Origin of the sequence: Longimicrobium sp., assembly GCF_036399935.1 — a bacterium.
Classification (GTDB): Bacteria; Gemmatimonadota; Gemmatimonadetes; order Longimicrobiales; family Longimicrobiaceae; genus Longimicrobium.
In genome coordinates, this window is the sequence record NZ_DASWMD010000016.1 from 313596 (window position 1) to 336418 (window position 22823).

Annotated in this window: 23 protein-coding genes; 13 read left to right on the forward strand and 10 right to left on the reverse strand. The window is 68.4% G+C overall.

Features of this window, described 5'->3' with window-relative positions; translation table 11 throughout:
* Positions 1 to 302: 302 nt before the first annotated feature.
* Entirely contained in the window at positions 303 to 1625 is a 1323-nt protein-coding gene (locus tag VGB24_RS06055; protein WP_331072067.1) for a S8 family peptidase, read from the forward strand.
* A gap of 182 nt (positions 1626 to 1807) precedes the next feature.
* Here VGB24_RS06055 and speA read toward each other — a convergent pair whose 3' ends face one another.
* Positions 1808 to 3733: a biosynthetic arginine decarboxylase gene (gene speA, locus VGB24_RS06060; RefSeq protein WP_331072068.1), complete on the reverse strand. Its 1926-nt coding sequence runs from the start codon at positions 3731 to 3733 to the stop codon at positions 1808 to 1810.
* A gap of 171 nt (positions 3734 to 3904) precedes the next feature.
* Here speA and VGB24_RS06065 point away from each other — a divergent pair, with 171 nt between their 5' ends.
* The 4 genes from VGB24_RS06065 to VGB24_RS06080 all read left to right on the forward strand — a co-directional run bounded on the left by VGB24_RS06065 (position 3905) and on the right by VGB24_RS06080 (position 6559).
* Complete coding sequence (locus VGB24_RS06065; protein WP_331072069.1) at positions 3905 to 5023, forward strand: hypothetical protein; 1119 nt, start codon at positions 3905 to 3907, stop codon at positions 5021 to 5023.
* A gap of 101 nt (positions 5024 to 5124) precedes the next feature.
* Complete coding sequence (locus VGB24_RS06070) at positions 5125 to 5469, forward strand: hypothetical protein (protein WP_331072070.1); 345 nt, start codon at positions 5125 to 5127, stop codon at positions 5467 to 5469.
* On the forward strand, positions 5466 to 5927 hold the full coding sequence (locus VGB24_RS06075) for a GNAT family N-acetyltransferase (protein WP_331072071.1): 462 nt from the start codon (positions 5466 to 5468) through the stop codon (positions 5925 to 5927). Before VGB24_RS06070 ends, VGB24_RS06075 begins: the two co-directional genes overlap by 4 nt.
* A gap of 125 nt (positions 5928 to 6052) precedes the next feature.
* Positions 6053 to 6559, forward strand: a complete 507-nt coding sequence (locus VGB24_RS06080; protein ID WP_331025453.1) for a Fur family transcriptional regulator — start codon at positions 6053 to 6055, stop codon at positions 6557 to 6559.
* Between the two features lie 89 nt (positions 6560 to 6648).
* Here the strand turns inward: VGB24_RS06080 and VGB24_RS06085 are convergent, their stop codons facing one another.
* Positions 6649 to 7398 carry a methyltransferase domain-containing protein gene (locus VGB24_RS06085; RefSeq protein ID WP_331072072.1) on the reverse strand — a complete coding sequence of 250 codons (750 nt, stop codon included), beginning with the start codon at positions 7396 to 7398 and terminating at the stop codon, positions 6649 to 6651.
* 155 nt (positions 7399 to 7553) lie between these two features.
* Here VGB24_RS06085 and speB point away from each other — a divergent pair, with 155 nt between their 5' ends.
* From speB to groL, 4 genes are all read left to right on the forward strand, one after another.
* The gene (gene speB, locus VGB24_RS06090; RefSeq protein WP_331072073.1) at positions 7554 to 8492 is read left to right on the forward strand and encodes an agmatinase; all 939 of its coding nucleotides are present in this window, start codon (positions 7554 to 7556) and stop codon (positions 8490 to 8492) included.
* 39 nt (positions 8493 to 8531) lie between these two features.
* Positions 8532 to 8768, forward strand: a complete 237-nt coding sequence (locus VGB24_RS06095; protein WP_331072074.1) for a hypothetical protein — start codon at positions 8532 to 8534, stop codon at positions 8766 to 8768.
* 211 nt (positions 8769 to 8979) lie between these two features.
* Positions 8980 to 9282: a co-chaperone GroES gene (gene groES / locus VGB24_RS06100; protein WP_331025456.1), complete on the forward strand. Its 303-nt coding sequence runs from the start codon at positions 8980 to 8982 to the stop codon at positions 9280 to 9282.
* A gap of 71 nt (positions 9283 to 9353) precedes the next feature.
* Positions 9354 to 10994, forward strand: a complete 1641-nt coding sequence (gene groL / locus VGB24_RS06105; RefSeq protein WP_331072075.1) for a chaperonin GroEL — start codon at positions 9354 to 9356, stop codon at positions 10992 to 10994.
* Positions 10995 to 11869: 875 nt separating this feature from the next.
* Here the strand turns inward: groL and VGB24_RS06110 are convergent.
* Positions 11870 to 12115 (reverse strand): hypothetical protein, encoded by a 246-nt coding sequence (locus VGB24_RS06110; protein ID WP_331072076.1) that lies wholly within the window; start codon positions 12113 to 12115, stop codon positions 11870 to 11872.
* 197 nt (positions 12116 to 12312) lie between these two features.
* Here VGB24_RS06110 and VGB24_RS06115 point away from each other — a divergent pair, with 197 nt between their 5' ends.
* Complete coding sequence (locus tag VGB24_RS06115; protein WP_331072077.1) at positions 12313 to 12552, forward strand: hypothetical protein; 240 nt, start codon at positions 12313 to 12315, stop codon at positions 12550 to 12552.
* A 94-nt stretch (positions 12553 to 12646) separates the two neighbouring features.
* On the opposite strand, the gene VGB24_RS06120 is transcribed toward VGB24_RS06115, so the two are convergent.
* From VGB24_RS06120 to VGB24_RS06130, 3 genes are all read right to left on the reverse strand, one after another.
* Positions 12647 to 13171: a hypothetical protein gene (locus VGB24_RS06120; protein WP_331072078.1), complete on the reverse strand. Its 525-nt coding sequence runs from the start codon at positions 13169 to 13171 to the stop codon at positions 12647 to 12649.
* 226 nt (positions 13172 to 13397) lie between these two features.
* A complete protein-coding gene (locus VGB24_RS06125) occupies positions 13398 to 13841 on the reverse strand; it encodes a hypothetical protein (protein WP_331072079.1) in 444 nt (147 codons plus the stop codon).
* Positions 13842 to 14466: 625 nt separating this feature from the next.
* On the reverse strand, positions 14467 to 15987 hold the full coding sequence (locus tag VGB24_RS06130) for a S8 family peptidase (RefSeq protein ID WP_331072080.1): 1521 nt from the start codon (positions 15985 to 15987) through the stop codon (positions 14467 to 14469).
* 390 nt (positions 15988 to 16377) lie between these two features.
* Here VGB24_RS06130 and VGB24_RS06135 point away from each other — a divergent pair, with 390 nt between their 5' ends.
* Positions 16378 to 17205, forward strand: a complete 828-nt coding sequence (locus VGB24_RS06135; protein WP_331072081.1) for an N-acetylmuramoyl-L-alanine amidase — start codon at positions 16378 to 16380, stop codon at positions 17203 to 17205.
* A 152-nt stretch (positions 17206 to 17357) separates the two neighbouring features.
* Here the strand turns inward: VGB24_RS06135 and VGB24_RS06140 are convergent, their stop codons facing one another.
* Both VGB24_RS06140 and VGB24_RS06145 read right to left on the reverse strand, forming a co-directional pair.
* Positions 17358 to 18629 (reverse strand): ABC transporter permease, encoded by a 1272-nt coding sequence (locus VGB24_RS06140; RefSeq protein ID WP_331072082.1) that lies wholly within the window; start codon positions 18627 to 18629, stop codon positions 17358 to 17360.
* A complete protein-coding gene (locus VGB24_RS06145; RefSeq protein WP_331072083.1) occupies positions 18622 to 19578 on the reverse strand; it encodes an ABC transporter ATP-binding protein in 957 nt (318 codons plus the stop codon). The genes VGB24_RS06140 and VGB24_RS06145 overlap by 8 nt, the downstream gene beginning before the upstream one ends.
* Before the next feature lie 237 nt (positions 19579 to 19815).
* Between VGB24_RS06145 and VGB24_RS06150 the strand changes: the two genes are divergently transcribed.
* Positions 19816 to 20256 carry a GatB/YqeY domain-containing protein gene (locus VGB24_RS06150; RefSeq protein WP_331072084.1) on the forward strand — a complete coding sequence of 147 codons (441 nt, stop codon included), beginning with the start codon at positions 19816 to 19818 and terminating at the stop codon, positions 20254 to 20256.
* Between the two features lie 134 nt (positions 20257 to 20390).
* Here the strand turns inward: VGB24_RS06150 and VGB24_RS06155 are convergent, their stop codons facing one another.
* Both VGB24_RS06155 and VGB24_RS06160 read right to left on the reverse strand, forming a co-directional pair.
* On the reverse strand, positions 20391 to 20699 hold the full coding sequence (locus VGB24_RS06155) for a hypothetical protein (RefSeq protein WP_331072085.1): 309 nt from the start codon (positions 20697 to 20699) through the stop codon (positions 20391 to 20393).
* 60 nt (positions 20700 to 20759) lie between these two features.
* Positions 20760 to 21443 (reverse strand): metal-dependent transcriptional regulator, encoded by a 684-nt coding sequence (locus VGB24_RS06160; protein WP_331025470.1) that lies wholly within the window; start codon positions 21441 to 21443, stop codon positions 20760 to 20762.
* Positions 21444 to 21602: 159 nt separating this feature from the next.
* Between VGB24_RS06160 and VGB24_RS06165 the strand changes: the two genes are divergently transcribed.
* A complete protein-coding gene (locus VGB24_RS06165; RefSeq protein WP_331072086.1) occupies positions 21603 to 22787 on the forward strand; it encodes a PAS domain-containing sensor histidine kinase in 1185 nt (394 codons plus the stop codon).
* Positions 22788 to 22823: the final 36 nt, after the last annotated feature.

Consider the following 22823-nt stretch of genomic DNA (forward strand, 5'->3'; position numbering starts at 1 on the left):
AGGTCGCAGGACACGCCTTCGTCCCGCTCGGATGGAGCATACGGCAGAGCACCGGCGGAAGTTTCAGCACCGTCGGCCGGACCAGGATGGCGGTCCTCAGTCCGCCGGCGCTCCTGCACCATTTCGGTGAAGGCCGATGTTCGCTCCTCACCACAACCGTGCAGGCGGGATGGGCGGCGTTCCGCCGCCGTCGCGCTAAGTGTGGACGTGGAAAGGAGTTGGCCCTGTCCACGCGAATCGTACCGGTGCTTGCATGGAAGGACCGCAATCGAAGCTTCCATCACACACTGGAGTTCACCGACATGCGACGCTCGCTCCTTCTCCTGGCCGTGGCCGCGCTGGGCGCCTGTGACGGCGCCGACACCCCGCTGGCGCCGGACGTCCAGCCCTCGACCCTGCTGGCGGGGGCGACAGACGGCTCCATCCCCGGCCACTACGTCGTACAGCTGAGCTGGGGCGCCAACGCCTCCGTGCTGGCCGCGGAGTACGGCCTCAAGCCCCGCTACGTGTACGAGCACCTGCTGAACGGCTTCGCGGGCGCCATTCCCGACGCGAAGGCGAAGGCGCTGTCGCTGGATCCCCGCGTGTTGAAGATCAGCGTGCAGCGGCAGTACCGGGTGGTGTCGACCACGCAGTCCGGCGCCACGTGGGGGCTGGACCGCATCGACCAGCGCGCGCGGCCCGTGGACGGCAACTATACCTACGACTTCAACGGCGCCGGCGTCACCGCCTACATCATCGACACGGGCATCCGCTTCGACCACGTGGAGTTCGAGGGGCGCGCCGTGCCGGGCTTCGACGCCTACGCCGCCGATCCCACGGACCCGCTGCTGATCGGCGACATGAACAACGACTGCCAGGGCCACGGCACGCACGTGGCCGGCACCGTGGGCGGCAAGACGTACGGCGTGGCCAAGCAGGCGAAGCTGGTGGCGGTGCGCGTGCTGAACTGCGCCGGCTACGGCTCCGACGCCGACGTGATCGCCGGGATGGACTGGGTGGCGGCGAACGCCACGCTCCCCGCCGTGGTCAACATGTCGCTGGGCGACGTGATCCCCACCAGGACCCTGGGCACCAGCGCGCCGATCGACGACGCGGTGCGCGGGATGATTTCGTCGGGCATCACCGTGGTCGTGGCCGCCGGCAACGGCTGGGGCAACGGCACCATCGGCGCCGACGCCTGCATGTTCCCCATCGCCAACGTCGCCGAGGCGATCACCGTGGCCGCCAGCGATGCCGGCGACGCGCGCACCGACTGGACCAACTACGGCGCCTGCGTCGACATCTTCGCCCCGGGCGACGGCATCACGTCGGCGTACAACACCAGCTCCACGGCGACCGACGTGCTGGGCGGCACGTCGATGGCGAGCCCGCATGTGGCCGGCGCCGCCGCCCTGGTGCTGCAGCAGGCCCCCGGCGCCACCCCGCAGCAGGTGCGCGACCTGCTGGTGGCCAGCGCCACGCAGAACGTCGTCACGCCGGTCACGCTGAACAGCGGCCACACCATGAACAGCCACCTGCTGTACAGCCGCGTGACGGTGCCGGTGACGACGACCACCGAGCCGGTGAAGACGAAGCCCTGCACGCCCAGGCGCCAGCGGCAGGGAGAGTGCGTGAGTGCGTGAGTGCGTGAGTGCGTGAGTGCGTGAGTGCGTGAGTGCGTGAGTGCGGAACTCAGTGAATAGCGAGTATCCGCGCGAGTCCGCAGGCTTTTGAACGCGCCGAGGGGCGCCCTCCCACCCGGGAAGGCGCCCCTCGTCGTTTCCGCACTCACGCACTAACGCACTAACGCACTAACGCACTTCCCTCACGCTTCGCCCTCGAGATACGTGTACCCCGCCAGCCCCGCGATGTAATCCGCGATGAACGCGTTCGCCTCGGCGCGGGTGAGATTCTTGGCGTTCGCGATCTTGCGGCGGAAGGTGCTGATCAGGTCCTGCGTGTTGAACTGCACGTAGTTCAGCACCTCGGTGATGGTGTCGCCGTGCACCAGGTCGCCGATCTCGTACCCCGTCTCCGACAGCTTGATGTGCACGGCGTTGGTATCGCCGAACAGGTTGTGCAGGTCGCCCAGGATCTCCTGGTACGCGCCGGTCAGAAAGATCCCCAGCACGTACGGATCGCCGTGGCCGAATGCGTGGAGCTCCAGGCTGGGCTTGGGCTTCCGCCATCCCACGAACTGGTCGATCTTGCCGTCGGAATCGCAGGTCACGTCCTGCAGCGTTCCCCGGCGCGTGGGCTCCTCGTTCAGCCGGTGCACGGGCATGATGGGGAACAGCTGGTCGATGGCCCACGAGTCGGGCAGCGACTGGAAGAGCGAAAAGTTGCAGAAGTAGCGGTCGATGAGCATCCCGTGAAGCTCGGGAAGGATGTCCTCGTACTCCTCGGGGTCCTTGGCCGCCAGCTGCGCCACGCGGTTCATGATGGCCAGCCAGTACCGCTCGCCGATGGCCCGCTCGCGCAGGGTGAGCGTGCCCGAGTTGAAGTGGTTCTGCAGCTGCTCCTTGATGAACGAGGCGTCGTGGTACACCTCGCGCATGCTGCGGCCGTCCAGCTCGCGCAGCACCCCCGCCAGCTCCTGCACCAGCAGGTGGTCGTCTTCCGACACCTCGTCCAGATCTTCGGGGCTCTGCGTTTCCAGGTCGATGACGTTGATCAGCAGCAGCGCGTGGTGCGCCGTGAGCGCGCGGCCGCTTTCCGAGATCACGTGGGGCATGGGCACCTCGTTCTCGCGGCACGCCTCGGCCAGGGCGTAGACGATGTCGTTGGCGTACTCCTGCATGGAGTAGTTCACGCTGGCCGAGGTGGCGGAACGTGAGCCGTCGTAGTCCACGCCCAGCCCGCCGCCCACGTCCACGTACTCCACGTTCACCCCGATCTGGCGCAGCTCCACGTAGTACCGCGCCACCTCCGTCATCCCCAGCTTGATGTTGCGGATGTCCTGGATCTGCGACCCCAGGTGGAAGTGGATGAGCTTCAGCGCGTCGAGCTTCCCCGCTTCGCGCAGCTTGTCGAGCACGCGCATCAGCTGCGAGGCGTTCAGCCCGAACTTGCTGCGCTCGCCGGCCGACTCGCTCCACCGCCCCGAGCCCGTCGCCGAGAGCTTGATGCGCACGCCGGCCATGGGCACCACGCCCATGTCGGCCGCCACGCGCAGGAGCACGTCGACCTCGCCCGGCTTTTCGATGACGATCACCACGCGGTGGCCCAGCTTCTGGCCCATCAGCGCCAGCCGCATGAACTCCTCGTCCTTGTAGCCGTTGCAGACGATCAGGTGGTCCGTGCGCTCGGTGAGCGCCAGCACGGCCTGCAGCTCGGGCTTGCTCCCCACCTCCAGCCCTACGCCGTGCCGCTCGCCGAACGCGACGATCTCCTCGACCACGTGGCGCTGCTGGTTGACCTTGATGGGGTAGACGGTGGTGTAGCCGCCCTGGTAGTCGAAGTCGCGGATGGCCGTGGCGAAGCGCTCGCCCAGGTTCTCGATGCGCGTGCGCAGGATGTCACTGAAGCGCAGCAGCAGCGGCAGCCCGACGCCCTGGGCCTCCAGGTCGGTCGCCAGCTCGTACAGGTCCAGGCCGCGGGCCGGGTCCTTGGTGGGGTGCACGGAAACGTGCCCCTTGTCGTTGATGTCGAAGTAGCCGATTCCCCAGCCTTCCACGTTGTACAGCTCGCGGGAATCTTCGATGCTCCACTTCTTGTCGATCTCTGCCTCCGGGCTCGGGCGCCTGGCCATGGTCGGTTCAGGTGAAAGCGGGGACGCAATTTGGACCCGATGGCCCCCGCGCGAAAGTGGTGCCGCTCTCACCGGAGCGCGCAGCCGCCGCCACCCTGTCGCGCCCGCGGGGCGGCGGATACTTTCCGGCGAGCACACGTCACGAAAAACGCCCGGACCCCAGATCCTTCGATGTACCGCGCACCCGACTTTTCGCAGCCCCGCTTCGCCGGCGCCCCCGACGCCACTTTCGCGCCGGCCCCGGCAGACGGGGTGCTTCCGGAAGGCTTCTTTTCGACGACCAACCTGCCGACGTACGTCCGCCTGAACGGCGAGTGGAAGCTGCCCCGCGACCCGCGCATGGACAGCGCGCTGGTGCTGGACCCCGACGGCGTTCCCCGCGTGCTGGAGGCGCGCTACGTCCGCGCCGGGCAGCAGGTGGCCATGGGGCTGGCCGAGGACGGCAGCGAAGGCATCTTCGTGCACGCCAGCGGGCTGATGGGCGCCGAGGGCGACGTGGGCCCCGAGGGCGAGTTCAAGTTCATGTCGTCGGAGGTCAGCCGCGAAAAGCCCACGGACTACGGCGAGATGGCGCGCATCCTGGTGGACGAGCGCGAGCGCGGCGGGCACTTCATCTGGGTCGTCGGCCCGGCGGTGCTTCACTCGCGCGGCCGCGACACGCTGGCGTGGTTCATCCGCGAGGGGTACGTGGGCGCGCTGTTCGGCGGCAACGCGGTGGCGGTGCACGACATCGAGAGCGCCACCATGGGCACCACGCTGGGGATGAACAACCGCGGCATTCCCATGGAGGGGGGCCACGCCTTCCACATGCGCGCCATCAACCGCGTCCGCGCCGCCGGCTCCATCCCGGCCGCCGTGGAGCAGGGGATCATCCGCGAGGGGGTGATGCACGCCGCGGTGACGTCCAGGGTGCCGTACGTGCTGGCCGGCTCCATCCGCGACGACGGCCCGCTGCCGGACACCATCACCGACGCCATCCGCTGCCAGGAGGTGATGAAGGAGCACACGCGCCGCTGCACGGGGGTCATCATGATCGCCACGGCGCTGCACTCCATCGCCACCGGCAACATGCTGCCGTCGTACGTGTGGAAGGAGGAGACGGGCGAGGTGCGGCCGCTCACGACGATCTGCGTGGACTCGTCGGAGTTCGTGGTCAGCAAGCTCAAGGACCGCGGCACGCACCAGGCCTTCGGCGTGATCACCAACGCACAGGACTTCCTTCACGTCCTTCGCTTTTACGTGGAGCAGGAAGCCGCCGCGCGCGCCCAGGCTCCCGCGGGCGTCGCCTGAGCGCGGCCGCGGGCGGCGCCTCGCCCGGCGCCGTCAACCCGCACCTGGCGGCGGCGCTCACGGCCGTCGCCGGGGCGATCCCCCCGGAGCGGATCGACGGCGTGTGGATCTTTCCCGCGCGCCAGCTGGGGCCGCGCGAGAGCGGGCTGGCGGTGCTCTCCGTCTTCGTGGAGGGCGACGAGGCGCGGAGAACGCGGACCATCTACACCATCGGATACGTGCTGGAGCCACCCGCGCCCCGCGCCCGCCCGGTGCGTGCCGACGAGGTGGCGGAGCAGGGCACGGTGCCGGTGGACCGCGTGGGGCGCATCATCGAAGGCGTGCTGCGGCGCCTGGATGAGCCCGAGATCCCGGGCGTCCGTGAGACGGGGGGCGACGCGGAGAAGTGGAAGGAACTGCTGGCGGAGCTGGGCGGCGTTTCCGGGGCCGGAGAATCGGGCCGATGAGGCCGCGGATCCGGATCGCCGGGGAGACGGACATCGGGGAGATGCACCGTATTCGCCTGGCCGTTCGCGAGAACCGCCTGGCAGCTCCGTCGATGGTCCAGCCCGACGACTACCGCCGGCTGCTGGCGGGGAACGGGCGCGGATGGGTGGCCGAGGCGGAAGGGCGGATCGTGGGGTTTGCGGTCGCGGACGCGGCGCGCGGCAACGTCTGGGCGCTGTTCGTCGCCCCGGAGTTCGAGGGCCGCGGCGCCGGGCGGATGCTGCACGACGCGATGATGGGCTGGTTCTTCGCCTCGGGCGCCGACTCCATCTGGCTGAGCACCGATCCGGGCACCCGGGCGGAGGCGTTCTACCGCGCCGCCGGCTGGCGGCCGGCCGGCGAGTACCACGGCGAGGCGCGCTACGAGATGTCCCGCCAGGACTGGCTCGCGGGCGGTAGAGGAGGCGAGAGCGGCTGAACGCGACGCTGATCGGAACGCGTGGTTTCCCGGTGCGTGCACAGTGCGGCTTGACCGCACTTATCAAGAATGATTATCGTTCCAGGCAGATCGCCCGCGCGACGGCCCGCTCCCGAGGACCATTCATGGCCACGATCGAAAAGAACGCCACGGCCCCGCACCTTCACCTGTTCCGCCGGTACCTGCGCCAGCAGGGGCTGCCGGTGACGCAGCAGCGCGAGGTGGTGGCCGACGTTCTGTTCAGCAGCACCGAGCACCTGTCGGTGGAGGAGATCGAGGCCGAGCTCAAGAAGCGCGGCGAGCGCATCGGCAAGGCGACGATCTACCGGACGATGGAAATCCTGGTGCGCGCCGGGCTGGTGGAGGACCACGACTTCGGCGACGGCTTCAAGCGGTACGAGCACCTGTTCGGCCGCCAGCCCGTGCACGAACACCTGGTGTGCACGCACTGCCGCAAGGTGGTGGAGTTCCGCCGCCGCGAGATCCACCGCATCCAGGACGAGGTGGCGCGCGAGCACGGCTTCATGGCCGTCCGCCACCGGCTGGAGATCTACGGCCTGTGCGCCGACTGCCGCGCCGCGGGCGTGCAGCTGAGCAACGACGGGGTGGCGTGCCCGGCGCTGCGGCTGTGAACGGCAGTGCGTGAGTGCGTGAGTGCGTTAGTGCGTTAGTGCGTTAGTGAGCCGCCCCGTGAGATGATCTCGTGGGGCGGTTTTCGTTGCTATCCGCGCTTGTGCCCGGCGTAGACGAACATGGTGATGCTGTAGAAATACCGATTCGTCGCGCCCATCTCGACGAGTGATCGGTAGAACGACTCGTACCGCTCCGGGGCGAGCATCCCCCGCTTGACCAGGCCGCGGAAGTTCTCGACGGAGGAGTGCCCGTACGTCCCCGGCTCGAAGCGGGTGTTCGTGAGCACGAAAGGGTGCACGGCGCCCTCGAACCCTTCTGACTCCTGGAACGTTCGCCACAGGCGCCTGCCCATCCAGGCGTCCGAGTCTGCCATCCACGCCTGCTTCCAATCACCGAACGTGTGGACGATCTCCCGAATGAGATCCTTGTCGTCGCCATCGATCAATTGCGAGTCCCAGTCCCAGTGCGCGAAGACGACCCTGCCTCCCGGCCCAAGGACGCGGTGCACCTCCGTGAGCAGCCGCTGCTTGTCCGCAATGCACTCCAGCAGGTTCACCGAAAGCACGCGATCGAACTCACCGTCTTCGAACGGCAGCCCAGCCGAGACATCGTGGGCAAAGTACAACTGCCGGGAGTCATCCCCGGCTCGCTGCTGGGCCTCGGTGATGTTCGCCGCCGACGCATCGACCCCCACCAGGCGGGCGTCTTCCCCGGTCAGTTGGGCGATCTGCCGCAGGTCTTCGCCCCGCCCGCAGCCAACGTCGAGGATGGATGAGGCGCCCGCGGGATGCAGCAGGCCCTGGATGAAGTCGCGAACCGGAACCGTGTCGGGCGTCATGTCTTGCGCGGGTGGAATGCTCCGGGCGGGGCACGCGCCAGGAAGATGGCGCGGTTGGCCGCGGGAGGGAAGCGCGCGCCGTGCTTGACGCGGCCCGGCGTGTGCCTTCTTTTCGGCGTCCTGATCCAACGACGACCACCGAGACTGACGGATAGATGAGCGACCAGATTCCCGCCGCGCTCCAGGAGCTTCCCTGGGAGCTGCCCCGCAACTTCCTGGGGCTGGAAGGCGACGCCGCCACGTGGCAGAACGCCGGCGTGGTCATTTTGCCCATCCCCTACGAGAGCACCGTCAGCTACCAGGGCGGCACCAAGCTGGGGCCCGACGCCATCATCCAGGCGTCGCGCTTCATCGAGCTGTACGACCAGGAGCTGGACGGCGAGCCCGGACCCGGCGTGGGCGTGTGCACGCTGCCGGCGCTGCACCTGACCAGCGCCGGGCCCGAGGCGGCCGTCCGCCAGCTGCGCGAGTGCTACGACGCCATCCTCGCCGAGGCGGGGGACAGGCTGGTGATCGGGCTGGGCGGCGAGCACAGCATCACCAGCGCCCCGGTGCTGGCGCATGCGGATCGTTTAGGCGAGGGGCGCCGCCTGTCGATCCTGCAGTTCGACGCGCACGGCGACCTGCGGCTGGAGTACGAGGGCTCGGCGTTTTCGCACGCGGCGGTGATGGCGCAGTGCATCGACCGCGCGGACCTGGTGCAGGTGGGCATCCGCGCCATCACCAGCGAGGAGCGCGCGCTGATCCGCGAGCGCGAGGGCAGCATCACCACCATCTTCGCCGACGAGATGTGGGACAACGACGCGTGGCAGGACCGCGCGTTCGATGCGCTGGGCGACGACGTGTTCATCACCTTCGACGTGGACTACTTCGACCCGTCGCTGATGCCCGCCACCGGCACCCCCGAGCCCGGCGGCCCGCCGTGGTATCCCACGCTGAAGCTGCTTCGCCGCGTGTTCGAGGAAAAGAACGTCGTGGGCGTGGACGTGGTGGAGCTGGCGCCCATGGGCGGCAACTCGGCGCCGGACTTCGTGGTCGCCAAGCTCGTGTACAAGATGATCGCGTACTACAGCCTCTCGAAGCGCCGCGGCTGAAGAACGAGAGATGCAGTTTTCTTTGTGGAAGGAGCGACGATGCCGCGCGAAGTGACGGACGGGGACGGGACCACGTGGAGCCTGGTGGAGGCCTACGCGGGGCTGTCGGAGGATGGCAGGAGCGAGGCGGCGCGGATCGGTGACTCGGAGCGGTTCCGCGTGATCGCCACGCCTACGGGCGGCGCGCAGAGCGTGGAGCTGGAGCTGCCCGCCGGCTGGGCCGACGTCCTGTCCGACGACGACCTTGTGAGGGAGATCGGCGCCGCGGCGGAGTGACAGCCGACGCGCGTCCGAGCTGCCACACCGACAAATTCTTCCGCCACTCTGGCAGCCCTGAAAGGTACGGCGGATGCACTGCGCCGGGCTCGTCGCCGCCTGCTTGACAGCGAGCGGCTGCGGGTTATGTTACCCGGGCTGTTAGCACTCCCCGAGTGCGAGTGCTAACAGAAAGCAATCAACCACATCTACGTTCCACGGAGGGTCACTGATGCCTACCGCGACCGATCTCAAGGTCAAGCCGCTCGCGGACCGCGTCGTCGTCAAGGCGCTCGAAGAGAGCGAGCAGATGCGCGGCGGTCTGTACATTCCGGACACGGCCAAGGAAAAGCCCCAGCAGGGCGAAGTCATGGCCGTTGGGCCGGGACGCGTGGAGGACGGCAAGCGCGTTGAGATGGAGCTGAAGGTGGGTGACAAGGTGCTCTACGGGAAGTACAGCGGCACCGAAGTCACCGTCGAGAACGAGCAGTACCTGATCCTGCGCGAGTCCGACGTCCTCGCGGTGGTCGGCTGAATCGTCCCGGCGACCGCCGCACGTTCTGACTGACTGAAATTTTTCCACCCAGATAAAAGAGGATTCGAACGATGGCTGCCAAGGAGCTGACGTTCAACACCGATGCGCGCGCCTCGCTGAAGCGCGGCATCGACAAGCTGGCCGAGGCGGTGAAGGTCACGCTCGGCCCTAAGGGCCGCAACGTGGTCATCGACCGCAAGTTCGGCTCGCCCCTGATCACCAAGGACGGTGTGACGGTGGCCAAGGAGATCGAGCTGGACGACGCCATCGAGAACATGGGCGCCCAGATGGTCAAGGAGGTCGCCACCAAGACCTCCGACCTCGCCGGCGACGGCACCACCACCGCCACCGTGCTGGCCCAGGCCATCTTCCGCGAGGGCCTGAAGAACGTCACCGCGGGCGCCAACCCCATGTCGCTCAAGCGCGGCATCGACAAGGCCGTCGACGCCGTCATCGCCGAGCTCAAGAGCATCTCGGTGGAGACGGCCGGTAAGAAGGAAATCGCCCAGGTGGGCACCATCTCGGCCAACAGCGACGAGGAGATCGGCAACCTCATCGCCGACGCGATGGAAAAGGTGGGCAAGGACGGCGTGATCACCGTCGAAGAGGCCAAGGGGCTGGAGACCACGCTCGAGACCGTCGAGGGCATGCAGTTCGACCGCGGCTACGTGTCGCCGTACTTCGTGACCGACCCGGACCGCATGGAGGCCGTTCTCGAGGACGCGCTGATCCTGATCCACGACAAGAAGGTCAGCACCATGAAGGACCTTCTGCCCATCCTGGAAAAGGTGGCGCAGATGGGCCGTCCGCTGATGATCATCGCCGAGGACGTGGAGGCCGAGGCCCTGGCCACGCTGGTGGTGAACAAGCTTCGCGGCACCCTGCGCGTGGCGGCCGTCAAGGCGCCGGGCTTCGGTGACCGCCGCAAGGCCATGCTGCAGGACATCGCCATCCTCACGGGCGGCCAGCTGATCACCGAGGAAGTGGGCTTCAAGCTCGAGAACGCGGTGGTGAGCGACCTGGGCCGCGCCAAGCGCGTGGTGATCGACAAGGACAACACCACCATCATCGACGGCGCGGGCGACACGCAGGCCATCCAGGGCCGCATCGCCGAGATCCGCAACGCGATGGACAAGACCACCTCGGACTACGACCGCGAGAAGCTGCAGGAGCGGCTGGCCAAGCTGGCCGGCGGCGTCGCGGTGATCCACGTGGGCGCGGCCACCGAGACGGCCATGAAGGAGAAGAAGGCCCGCGTGGAGGACGCCCTTCACGCCACCCGCGCGGCGGTGGAAGAGGGCATCGTTCCCGGCGGCGGCGTGGCGCTGCTGCGCGCTCAGGCCAGCCTGAAGAAGCTGACGCTGGACGACGCCGACGAGAACATCGGCGTGCGCATCATCGAGCGCGCCCTGGAGGAGCCCATCCGCCAGATCGCCACGAACGCGGGCGTCGAGGGAAGCATCGTCGTGGCGCAGGTGCGCAACAACGAGAGCCCGTCGTACGGCTACAACGCCCGTACCGACGAGTACGAGGACCTGGTGCAGGCCGGCGTGATCGACCCCACCAAGGTGACGCGCACCGCCCTGCAGAACGCCGCGTCCATCGCGGGCCTCCTGCTGACCACCGAGGCCGTGGTCACCGAGAAGCCCGAGCCCAAGGGCAGCGGCGCCCCGGCCATGCCGGGCGGCGGCGGCATGGGCGACATGTACTGAGCCGATCGGGCGAAAGCCTGAACGGGTTCGGTCGGTGAAACGGACCGGCGGAGGGCATCATGCTCTCCGCCGGTTTGTCAGTCACGGCTGGGCCCGATTGTGGCCAGGTGCTGATCGTCCGCCGGTAATCGTTACTCGTACAACATCGAGCCACGTTCGACGAGTCCTCTACGGATTAGCCGGACGCCTCTGCAGTAACCTTCAGAATGGCTCTAGCATATAGTCAATACAACGTCCTTGAACTCTGATAATAAGCAAACGAATTTCGGGAGGTAGCTTTTGCGCCAACAGCCAAGAAAGGCGCTCAACGGTAAGACATTCGCTTGTGTTAGCTAAGGTGTGGAGCTCGGCAGCAAGTTCGCATGGAACTTTGGCCTCGGTGATGAACCGGTTGAGAACGCGCTTTTCATCTTCGTCAACGTGTTCGCACATTGGTGTGATCCATACAAGTTAGAGAAGGCCCCCGCTGCAGGGGGGGTGCGCGACATGTACTGATCTTGCTGCCGGCGTGGGTTTACTTACACCGGGAGTTTCACCGGATAAGCTCACATTCCGTACGCTTTTACGTCGTACGTCAAGGCTGGTCTCCACCGTCTCTTCTCCCGCCGGTACGAGCTCCACGTTCTCGTTCCCATCGGTCGGCACCCTCTCGGGTAGGGCTCATTCCGTCCTACACCCATTTATGACTCCTTGCAACTCGTGACATATCACAGAGCCGCACCGTAAACGTGTTCGGCTGATGGCAATCATGGGCTGGCCCTGCGGCCTCTCCCCCGCTTAGCCTGGTATAGGACGATGTCTCGACATCAAATTTCGCGGAACGGATGCTGAGTTGGTTCGACGCGGCGCCTCAAGACGCTGACAGGCTCGCGTAGTCAGGATTCCGGGCTGTTACCCGCCCGCAACTCGTTAGCAAAATGCGTGAGGTCCTCCCCGCGCTCCTCGGCAAGTTGGGCAAGGACTTCGGGCCAGTTGTTTGGAGGCGGGAATCCTCCGCCCTCACGTCTCCACCGGCTGATCGTCTCGCGACGCACGCCGAAGCGCTCGGCGACAGCGCCGAGGGAGAGCCCGATCCCGACGAGTCGATCCGTTGCCGATACGAAAGTGAGCTTCGCCGCCATCTCCAGCCAAGTCAAAAGGTGTTGACATCAGCCCTCGTGCCAAATATTATTGACATGACGAGGCAAAAGACAAGGGGATTGGCCTCAGACCCGCGAAGATCAGGACGCCAACCCCCTCCCACAGACCACCCGAAAGCCGCCCGCATCGTGTAGAGTAGCCCTGCTCGGCGGCGCGGGTCAAGAGACGGAGGTGCGACATGGAACAGTACAACCCGCCCTCGCCCATGCGGCTCCTGGAGATCCTGACGGACCGGTTCGGCGCGCTGGAGGCGGTGGCCAACTCATCGATCAAGCTGGCCCGGTACGCGCCGGAGGACGAGCTGGCGATGGACCTGCTCGTCGCGGAAGCGGTGCTGGCGTTCGGCACCAGCCTTCGCGAGGCGGGCGACGGGGCGATGCAGTGGGCGCGGGACCGCGGAGCGGCGCCACCGCTGTAGGAAAGCTCCGGCATCGTCCGGGCGAAAGCAAACCGGCGGAGGGCCACGGCTCTCCGCCGGTTCGTTCAGATCCCCCGCCCGCGGGCGTGCGCGGTCAGGGCAGCGCGAGCACGAGGCCTGCCCCGACGCGCGCCGGCACCTGCCAGTCCGATTCTGCCTGCAGGCGCAGGCCCAGGTTGCGAGTGGCGAACAGGTCGACCCCGGCGTGCACGTGCGGCATCCAGGTGCGGCCTCCGTTCGTCCAGTACTCCAGGTTGGCGCCCGCGCCGGCGAACGGCACCACGGCGGCCCCGGCGCGGAAGCGGTACTCCGCGCCACCCGAGAGCATCCACAGGTTGCCGGAGTACGTGCAGGGCGCGTCCATGACGAGGCAGACCAACCTCTGGCTCTCTCCCTGCGCGGCCCCCGCCCAGGCCACCACGGAGCCCCGCACCGGCACGCTCACGCGAAGGCCCTGCGTACGCACCGCCTCCGCCCATCTCCACCCGCCGCCGGGCAGGCTGGCCGTGCGGGAGACGGCGATCTGGATTCCGGGCCCGGCCGGCTGCTGCGCCTGCAGGGGTCCCGCGGCCGCGAGTGCCAGAACGGGCACGGCGTACAGCAGACCAAGAAGATTCATTTGCATCCTCCGGATGGGGTCGTGGAGGGGCTCTCCTGCCGCCTCCAGCCGGATGTCCGCGGTCGCCTCGCGGCAAGTCCGACGAGAACGATAACGTCCGAGCCGGGAAAACGCCCACACCTGGTTCCGGTTCCTCGACAAGCGATGCACGCCCGGAGGACGGAGCGGGCGATGGACCTGCTCGTCGCGGATGCGGTGCTGGAGTTTGGCACCAGCCTTCGCGCGATCAGTGGCTGCTGGGTCGTTCGAAGTGCCAGCTGCCGCGCTTCATCCGGGCCGTCCAGGCGGCCTCGGCCGCGGCCAGGCGCGCGGCATCCGCGGGAGCCCTCAGGTCGCCCAGCCATTCCGACGACCGCTCGCCGTTGATGACGACCATTTCACTTTCCTGGACGTCATCCTCGAACCTGACCAGCTCCCTGAGGACGTCGTAACAGATCGTCCCCGCCCGCACCGGCTCTCCCGCCACGCCATCCTTGACCACTCGCGTGGCAGTCAGGCCCGCGTCATCCAGGCAGTCGACCAGCATCTCGATGCCTGCATCGCCGAACCTGTAGATGGACGCCTTGATCTGGCGATACAGGTCCGCCGAGTCGGCGTCGAAGACCCAGCCCCACATCCCCGTTCCGCGTACGTTTCCCTCCAGGAGCAGGAGGTTGACCTTCAGCGCCACGAGCCGATGCGCGTTTTCGGTTCGCCACTTGTGCTGCCGGACGAGCCAGTCATCGTACCAGGCCAGCGCCGCCTGGCGGGTGAGCGGTGGCCCGGGCGGCTCCTTGTGGTTCGTCCCGATTCGCTCCGTGCGGGGTGCTCGTCGTAGATGACCGTGAGTTGACGCCTCCACCGGCGAAAACCCTGCCGCAGAGTGAGGTGGAACACCTGCCCGAGCACCGGCCCACCGGCGCGCTGGTGGAGGAAGTAGCTAACCGAATCCGCTTCCGGCATCGCCTTCTCGGCGGCACGGGGATCCCGCACCTTTCGCAGGTTGGCCGCGTAGGCGTCCTTCGGCCAGAAAACCCCGACCGCTCCGCGACGTTTCAGCTCGGCCCGCTCGGCCCGCTCGAAGGCGCCGGCCTCATACACCCAGGCGGCGCCCGCATCGCAGAGGATGAGGAAGGTCCAGAGTACACGGCTGAGGGTGATGATGAGGCGGCGCGGGGCACTTCAGGGCCTGGCCGATGCGCGTCCGAGGCCCGGAGAACCGCGCGGTTCTCCGGGCCTCGTCCGTTCGGCGTGCGGTGGATCAGCGCGTCACCTCATCCGCTGCCGCCGCTTCACCCTCCACTGATCGCGGCTCGTCAGCAGTATTGGTCGCCGCACATCATTTCGACGTACACGTAGTGCTCGCTGCTCGTGGCGGAGCCGCCGCCGGTGACGATGACGCGCACGTAGAACGAGGCGCTGCGCGGCGCCACGCTGCGGGTGTACGAGGCGCTGTTGGTGCCCACGTTGCTCCACGTGCCGGAGTACTCCGGCCGGTACTGCCACTGGTACGTGTACGGCTTGGTGCCGCCCGTGGCCCTGGCGCTGAACGTGACCGACTGGGTGGTGGTGGGCGCCAGGTACGTGGGCCCGCTCACGCTCACCACCGGCGGCGAGGGCGGAGGCGGCGGGGGCGGGGTGGAGGCGTCGTCCAGGCGCGTGTACAGGAGCAGGTTCGACGTGCCCGGGTTCACCCCCGAGAGCCGGCCCTGCGACGCATGCCCCACCAGGGCGTTGCGAACGGTGGCCGGGGCGGCCAGCGGGTTCCCCTGCAGGTACAGCGCGGCCGCGCCCGCCACGTGCGGCCCCGCCATCGACGTGCCGCTGAGGGTGTTGGTGCCCCCCGACAGCCAGGTGGAGGTGATTCCGTCGCCCGGCGCGAACAGGTCTACGCAGCTGCCCCAGTTGCTGAACCACGCCTGGTGGTCCAGCGAGCTGCTGGCGCCCACCGTCACGGCCGCGCCTACGCGGGCCGGGGAGTAGTAGCAGGCATCGTTCGCGTCGTTGCCGGCGGACACCACGGTGGTGACCCCGGCCGCGATCAGGTTGTTCACGGCGTCGTCCACCGACTGCTCGGACCAGCCGCCGAGTGACATGTTCACCACGGCGGGCTTCACGTGGTTCAGGCGCACCCAGTCCAGGCCGGCGATGATCCCGCTCCACGCGCCCGTGCCGTTGCAGGCCAGCACGCGCACGCCGATCAGCGTGGCCGACTTGGCCACGCCGTACGTGGTGGAGCCCACCGTTCCCGCCACGTGGGTGCCGTGGCCATGGCAATCCTGCCCGTTGCCGCCGAGGGCGTCGTAACCCACCGACGCGCGCCCGCCGAAGTTGCCGTGCGCGGTCTGGATTCCGGTATCCAGCACGTACACCCGCACCCCCGACCCGGTGGCCGCGTAGGTGTACGTGCCGTTCAGGGGACGGTCGCGCTGGTCCACGCGGTCCAGCCCCCAGCTGCCCGCCTGCGCCACGGTGACCACCCGGTCCTGCTCCACGTACGCGACCCGCGGGTTGCGGCGAAGCGCGTCGGCGGCCGCGTCGGGGAGTGTGGCCGCGAAGCCCTTGATGACGTGCTGGTAGGTGTAGTGCACCGTCGCCCCGTGCGCGTCGGCCAGCTGCCGCGCCAGCCCGGGCGCGTCGGCGACGTCGTTCTCGAAGACCACGATGTAGCGGCCGGGGATCGCGTCCCCCGCCCGCGAGGCCCGCGACTCCTGCGGTGCCGCGGGTGCCGCCGATGGCGCGTCGGGCGCGCTGGGCACGTCGGCGCACGCGGCCAGTCCGGCGGTGAGCAGCATGGCTGCAGCGAAGTGCCTGCCGCGGATGAGCATGTCCTGCATCCTCCCGTGCACTCCGGGTGAGGTACGCTCCCGCCCCCATCCCGGAGTTGCACACGGGGGCGGGCGGATGCGGCCGGGCGGCCGCATCATCGTTGTCCGGTACCGCGAAAACACCCCTGCCGGCTCGCGAGCCACTGCGTCACATTAAGTCCTCAAATGTGAAATCATCCTAAAACCACCATCTCTGGAACGCAAGGGGTCTTTCGGAGCGCACGCGTGCGGATCCCGGCGGGCACCGTCGGGGAATGACCGAGTTTCGGCAGGCATTGGCAGCGAGAGCTTGCTATTCTGACGGAAAGCAGTAGCATTCAGTCCGGGTCATCACCCACCGGCGGAGTTCTCCCTCCGCCACTCGTTCGTCCCACCATCCCCAATCCGCAGGAGATTCACATGAAAGCCAGCGCCATTCCAACGCACGAAGCCGACTTCCGGACCAACGGAAAGGACTCGGACGGCAAGAAGTTCACGCTGTCACCCAACCAGGTCGCCATTCCGGGCACCAGCGAAACGCTCCAGGTGGTCTCGTGCAAGCCGGCCAGCGGCGACGAGAGCTTCTTCTACAAGGAAGCACCCGCCAAGAAGCGCATCGTGGTGCACTACACCGCCGGGTACCTGAAGGGCGACATCGCCGCGCTCACCAAGCCCAACAACCACGTGTCGACCCCGTTCGTGGTGGCGCGGGACGGCACCATCTACAACCTGTTCTCGTCCAGGTACTGGTCGTACCACCTGGGGCCGGGCGCGCAGGGCGGCAATTCGCCGATGAGCCAGAGCGGCGTGGGCATCGAGCTGTCGAACGTCGGCTACCTGAAGCCCAGCGGCGGCAACCTGGTCACGTACATGGGCGCCAACGACGTGTACTGCACGGCGGCCGAGACGCAGCACTACACCAAGCTGGCCCAGCCGTACCGCGGCTACACCCACTACGCCACGTTCACGCCGGCGCAGTACGCCAGCCTGGCCAAGCTGCTGCGCTACCTGAGCGGCACGTACGACATCCCCCTCAAGTTCATCCCCGAGCCGGCGCGCTACGACGTCTACAAGGACGTCGCCAACTTCTCGGGCATCACCACGCACGTGAACTACCAGCCGCAGTCGTACGGCAAGTGGGACATCGGCCCGGCGTTCGACTGGCAGGGGCTGATCTCGGCCCTGGCGAAGGCGTCGACGGTGCCGGTGACGGGCACCACGATTCCCACGCCCACCCCGGCCGGCTGAGGGCGGCGAGTCCTCAGCGCCGGCCGCCTCGAGGGCTGAACGACTCGTAGATGACAAACAGGACCGGCGGAGGGCATCACGCTCTCCGCCGGTCCTTCGTGTCTCCCATCCCGCGGGAAAACTCCAGGCGCTCCGTTCAGCGCGGGCCGGTGTCAGGCCATGCGCAGCCAGCGGATCAGCTCGCCCATCGAGGGCTTCTTGCCGGTGCTCAGGATGCCCACGCGGTAGATCTTCCCCGCGATCCACACCACCCCCAGCATTCCCAGCACCAGCAGCCCGATGGCCGCGGCGATTTCCCACGCGGGAACGTCCGTGGCCACGGCGCGCATGGGCATCACCACGGGCGAGGTGAAGGGGATCAGCGACAGGGTGCGCGCGATGGTGCCCAGCGGGTCCGTCATCACGGGGACGATGAACACCATGGGGATGAACAGCGGCAGCATCAGCGGAAAGGTGAGCTGCTGCGCCTCCTGCTCGCTGGTTACGGAGGCGCCGGCCGCCGCGTACATCGCCGCGTACAGGATGAACCCGAAGGTGAAGAACACCAGCAGGATCGCCACCACCGACGGCTGCAGCTTCACCGCCGAGAACGCCGCCGCGCTGATGCCGAAGCGGCGCTCCAGGAACCCCGCCTGCGACGCGAGCAGCGCCCCGAACGCCACCCAGATGCCGATCTGGAAGAGCACCACCGAGGCCAGCCCCAGCACCTTGCCCGCCATCAGGTGCATGGGCTTCACCGAGCTGACGATCACCTCCACGATGCGGTTGTTCTTTTCCTCCAGCACGCTGCGCATGGCGTTCTGGCCGTACAGCGTGATCAGCTGCACGAACAGGAACAGGATCACGTAGCTGGCGATCAGCGTGGCCATCAGGTTGCCGCGCTCCTGCCCGTCGCCGGTGATGCGCGCCGCCTGCACGTCCACGTCGCGCACCAGCTCGGCCACCTGCGCGGGGGTCATTCCGCTGCCGGCCAGGCGCACCTGCTGCACGGCCGCGGTGACGGCACCCTCGATGTCCTGGACCACCTGCAGCTTGGTGACGTCGCGGGCGCGGTAGGCCACCTGGCTCGTCTTCAGCACGTCCGCCCCGATCACCACGTACCCGTCGATCTCCTTCTTCTCCACGCGGCCGTTCAGCGAGGCGCGCTGCGCGTCCATGGGGCCGGGAACGCGCTCCACGGTGTAGCGGATGGCCTCCTTGCCGGGCCTGGGCGCCTGCAGGGCGGCCGCCACGCGCTCGCCGATCCCCGCGGGCGACTGGTCCACCAGCACCAGCGTGCGCTCGCCCCCGCCGCTCTTGATCAGCGCCGGGAGAAAGACCAGCGCCAGCATGAACACGGGGAAGAGCACGGTTCCCACCACGAACGACTTGGTCCGCACGCGCTCGTTGAACTCGCGGCGGATGATGATCATCACGTTACGCATGGGCCACCTCGGGGCTGCGGCGCGGACGGGCGGCGTCGCCCACCTTGCTGACGAAGATCTCGTGGAGCGACGGCTGCACGTGCTCGAAGCGCGACAGCGGCACGTCGAGCCCGTTGGCCGCCGCCACCAGCTCGCGCGGGCTGGCCGACGCGCGCAGCTGGGCCACCCACCCGTCGCGCGCGCGCTCCACGTTCTCGAATCCCGGCCAAGTGGCCATGAAGCGGTCGGCCGTTTCCGACGGCTCGTCGAACGCCACGGCGTAGCGGTTTCCGCGATGGGCGCGGCGCACGTCGCGAAGGTTGCCGTCCAGCACCTTTTCGCCCCCGGCGATGATGCAGACGTGCTCGCACATCTGCTCGGCCTGCTCCATGTTGTGCGTGCTGAAGATCACCGTGCGCCCCTCGTCGCGCGCCTGCAGGATGGTGTCGCGCAGCACCTCCTGGTTCACCGGGTCCAGCCCGGAGTGCGGCTCGTCCAGAATCAGCAGGTCGGGCGCGTGCACCACGGTGGTGACGAACTGCACCTTCTGCTGCATCCCCTTCGACAGCGTCTCGACCTTGGCGTTGCGCCAGTCGCCCAGCCCCATCCGCTCCAGCCACCGCGCGCCCTCGGACCGCGCCCGGGCCGCCGGAACGCCCTTGAGCTCGGCGAAGAAGGTGATGACGTCGATCACCGACATCTTGCGGTACAGGCCGCGCTCTTCTGGGAGGTAGCCCACGCGGTGAAGGACGCTGCGGTCCACCTGGGGATCGGCGCCCAGGAGCGCGATGCGCCCGGAATCGCGGATGATGATGTTCATCACCATCCGCAGCGTGGTGGACTTGCCGGCCCCGTTGGGGCCCAGGATGCCGTAGATGGTGCCCTGCGGCACCGCCAGGCTCAGGTTCTTGACCGCGGCATGGCCGGCGTAGCTCTTGGAGACGCCGTCCAGGAGGAGTGCGTGTGACATTCGGGCCGGAGAAAGGGAGGATCGAGCCGTCCGGGGGGAGGAACGGCGTGGTCGCGCGCGCCACTCTACGGGGCACGGCGCATGAAGGTTTCACGACGGAAGGTGACCGGCGAGTGTGGAACGGTAACGGGGCGCCGCCCGCCGGACAAGCCGCCGCGGGTTGAGCGGCCGCGCGGGGCGGGGTAGATTGCACGGCTCGTGAAGGAACGACCGACCAGGAACCCGCCGGGGAACACCATGCCGGAGACGCCGCTGAAGGAACAGCTCCGTACCGACCTCAACCAGGCGCGCCGCGACCGCGACAAGCTGCGCACCACGGTGCTGTCCACCTTCCTCTCCGAAATCCGCAACAAGGAGATCGACCTGGGCCGCGAGGCCGCGGACGACGACGTGCGCGGCCTGCTGACCACCGCCATCAAGCGCCGCCGCGAGGCCGCCGAGCAGTTCCGCGCCGGGGCCCGCGCCGAGCTGGCGGAGAAGGAAGACCAGGAAGCCGCGCAGCTGCAGGCGTACCTTCCCCCCGCGCTGGGCGACGACGAGGTGCGCGCGATGATCCGCGAGGCGATGGACGCCGGCGCGGCGGACCTGGGCGGCATCATGAAGGCCGTCACCCCGCGGGTGAAGGGCCGCTTCGAGGGCAAGGAGCTCAACCGCCTGGCCCGCGAGTCGCTGTCCTGAAGACAGCAGTTTCACGCAGAGGACGCAGAGAAAACGGAGAGGACGCAGAGAAACGAACCGTCGTTCCTCTGCGTCCTCTCTTTCAACCCCTGCGTCCTCTGCGTGAAACGTTGGTTTGTAGGGGAACGAGCGCCTCAGCCCAGCAGGTCGTCCACCGTGTCGAGGACGGAGCCGCGTGCCATGTTGGCCGACTCGTAGGCGTGGATGCGCAGCAGCGTGTCGCGGTCCAGGTCGGCCTCGCTCAGCCAGTCGACCAGGGTGTCACGGTCCATTCCGTCGTAGCCCAGCACCGGCTCCTCCGTTTCCAGCGACGTCGGCAGGCGATCGTCGTCGTCACCGCCGGAGGTGGCGGGCCGCAGCCAGCGCTGCGTGCGCGAGTCGCGGAACGCGGCCACCACCACGCCCACCGCCGCCAGCCCCAGCAGAATTCTCAGCAGTCTCATCGCCGTTACGGGTAAGGGTTCGCGGCGCGGGTTGAGCAAAAGCCCGGCCAGGCAAGCGGCCTAGTTGGGCTGCTCCTCGGCCGGGCGCACGCGGATGCGCTGGGCCAGCGAGTGCGAGATCACCGCCCGCTCGCCGTTGACGGAAAGCGACACGGGCCCTTCGAACGGTGACTTCTCCACCACCTGCACCTGCGCCCCCGGCTTCAGGTTCAGCGAGCCCAGGTAGCGCAGCTGCTCGGGCTCCTGCACCTGCACCTCGAGCACGCGGCGCGTGTCGCCCGGGGCCAGGTCGCCCAAGGCGGCGTAGGGGTTCAGGTCCACCTCGCCGGTCGCGCTGGGGATGGCCGCGCCATGGGGGTCGCGCTCGGGCTCGCCCAGCAGGCGCGCCAGCCGCTCGATCAGCTCGTCGCTGGCCGCGTGCTCCAGCCGCTCGGCCTCGTCGTGCACGCGGTCCCACTCGTATCCCAGCTTTTCCACCAGGAACAGCTCCAGCACGCGGTGGCGGCGGATGATCCGGAGCGCCGCCATCTCCCCCGCGGCCGTCAGCCGGACACCGTAGTACGGCTCGTGGCGAAGCAGCTGGTGCTCGGCCAATCGCTTGATCATGGCCGTCACGGCCGCCGGGGTCAGCCCCAGCCGCTCGGCGATGCGCGAGGTGGCGACGGGCGATTCCGTCTGCTGGAGCATCCACACGGCCTTGAGGTAGTCCTCGACGACCGGCGTGTACGTCGGTTCGCTGTGCATGGCCCGTAGGTTAGGGCCGCGCGCGCCGGTGTCAAGAACGACGAGCGCCGTGTCGTCCATCCCCGGGGCCAGCCCCGCCGCGCCAATCCCTTGCGCCGCGCTGGCGTGGACAGCAACATTGGCAGGCCCCTCCGCGCCGCCCCCCTCCGCCGCGCCCGCATGCCCGCCCCCCCGGATCTCCCGCACGAACCGCCTTTCGGCGCCGCGCCCGACGCCGCCGCCACCCTGGCCGGCGCGGACGACCTGTTCCGCGTGATGGTGGAGCAGTCGCTCGTGGGCCTGTACGTGATCCAGGACGGACTTCTCCGCTACGGAAACCCGCGGCTCTCGGCCATCTTCGGCTTTCCCCCCGGCTGGCTCGACACGCCGCGCCCGTTCCTGGACCTGGTGGCCGAGGAAGACCGCGACCTGGTGGCCGACAACATCCGCCGTCGGCTGGGTGGCGAGGTCGAGGCCATGCACTACCGCTTCCGTGGCCGGCGCCACGACGGGTCGCTGCTGTACCTGGAGGTGCACGGCAGGCGCACGGAGCTGGACGGCCGCCCCGCGGTGCTGGGTGTGGGCATCGACATCACCCGCCGCGTGCACGCCGAGCGCGAGCGCGAGCAGGCCATCACGGCGCGCGACCGCTTCTACGCCATGATCAGCCACGAGCTGCGCACGCCGGTTAGCGCGGTGATGCTGTACAACGACCTTCTCCTGTCCGGCGTCTACGATCCCCTGACGGATGGCCAGCGCGAGGCGGTGGACCGCTCGCAGCACGCCGCCCGCCACCTGCTGGACCTGATCAACGACCTGCTGGACCTGGCCAAGCTCGAGGCCGGCAAGCTGGAAACGCGCGTGGAAGACGTCGAGGCCGCCGAGGTGGTGGAGGGCGCCGTCTCCGTCGTCCGGCCGCTGGCGCTGGAGCACGGGTGCGAGCTGTCGGTGACCTTCGACGAGCGGCCCCTGCCGGTGACCGGCGATGCGCGCCGCGTGCGGCAGATCCTGCTGAACCTGCTTGCCAACGCCGTCAAGTTCGGCTCCGGGCATCCCGTTGCGGTGCACGGGGGACGCTGCGAGGGCGGCGTTTTCGTCGAGGTGACGGACCAGGGTGACGGCATTCCCCCCGCCGACCTGGAGCGCATCTTCGACGACTTCGTGCAGCTGGGCGATCCCGGCGTGGGCACGGGTCTGGGACTGCCCCTGGCCCGGCGCCTGGCCGAGATGCAGGGCGGCTCGCTGCGGGTGGCCTCCACCGCGGGGCGGGGAAGCACCTTTCGCCTGGAGCTTCCCGCCGCGGTACCGCCGATGGCCCCATCGGCCGGCTTTTCCTCCTCGTCGTCTTCGGCTATTCTTCGGTAGACGGATCCGCGGGGGCTACGGCCAACGGCCCCGGCG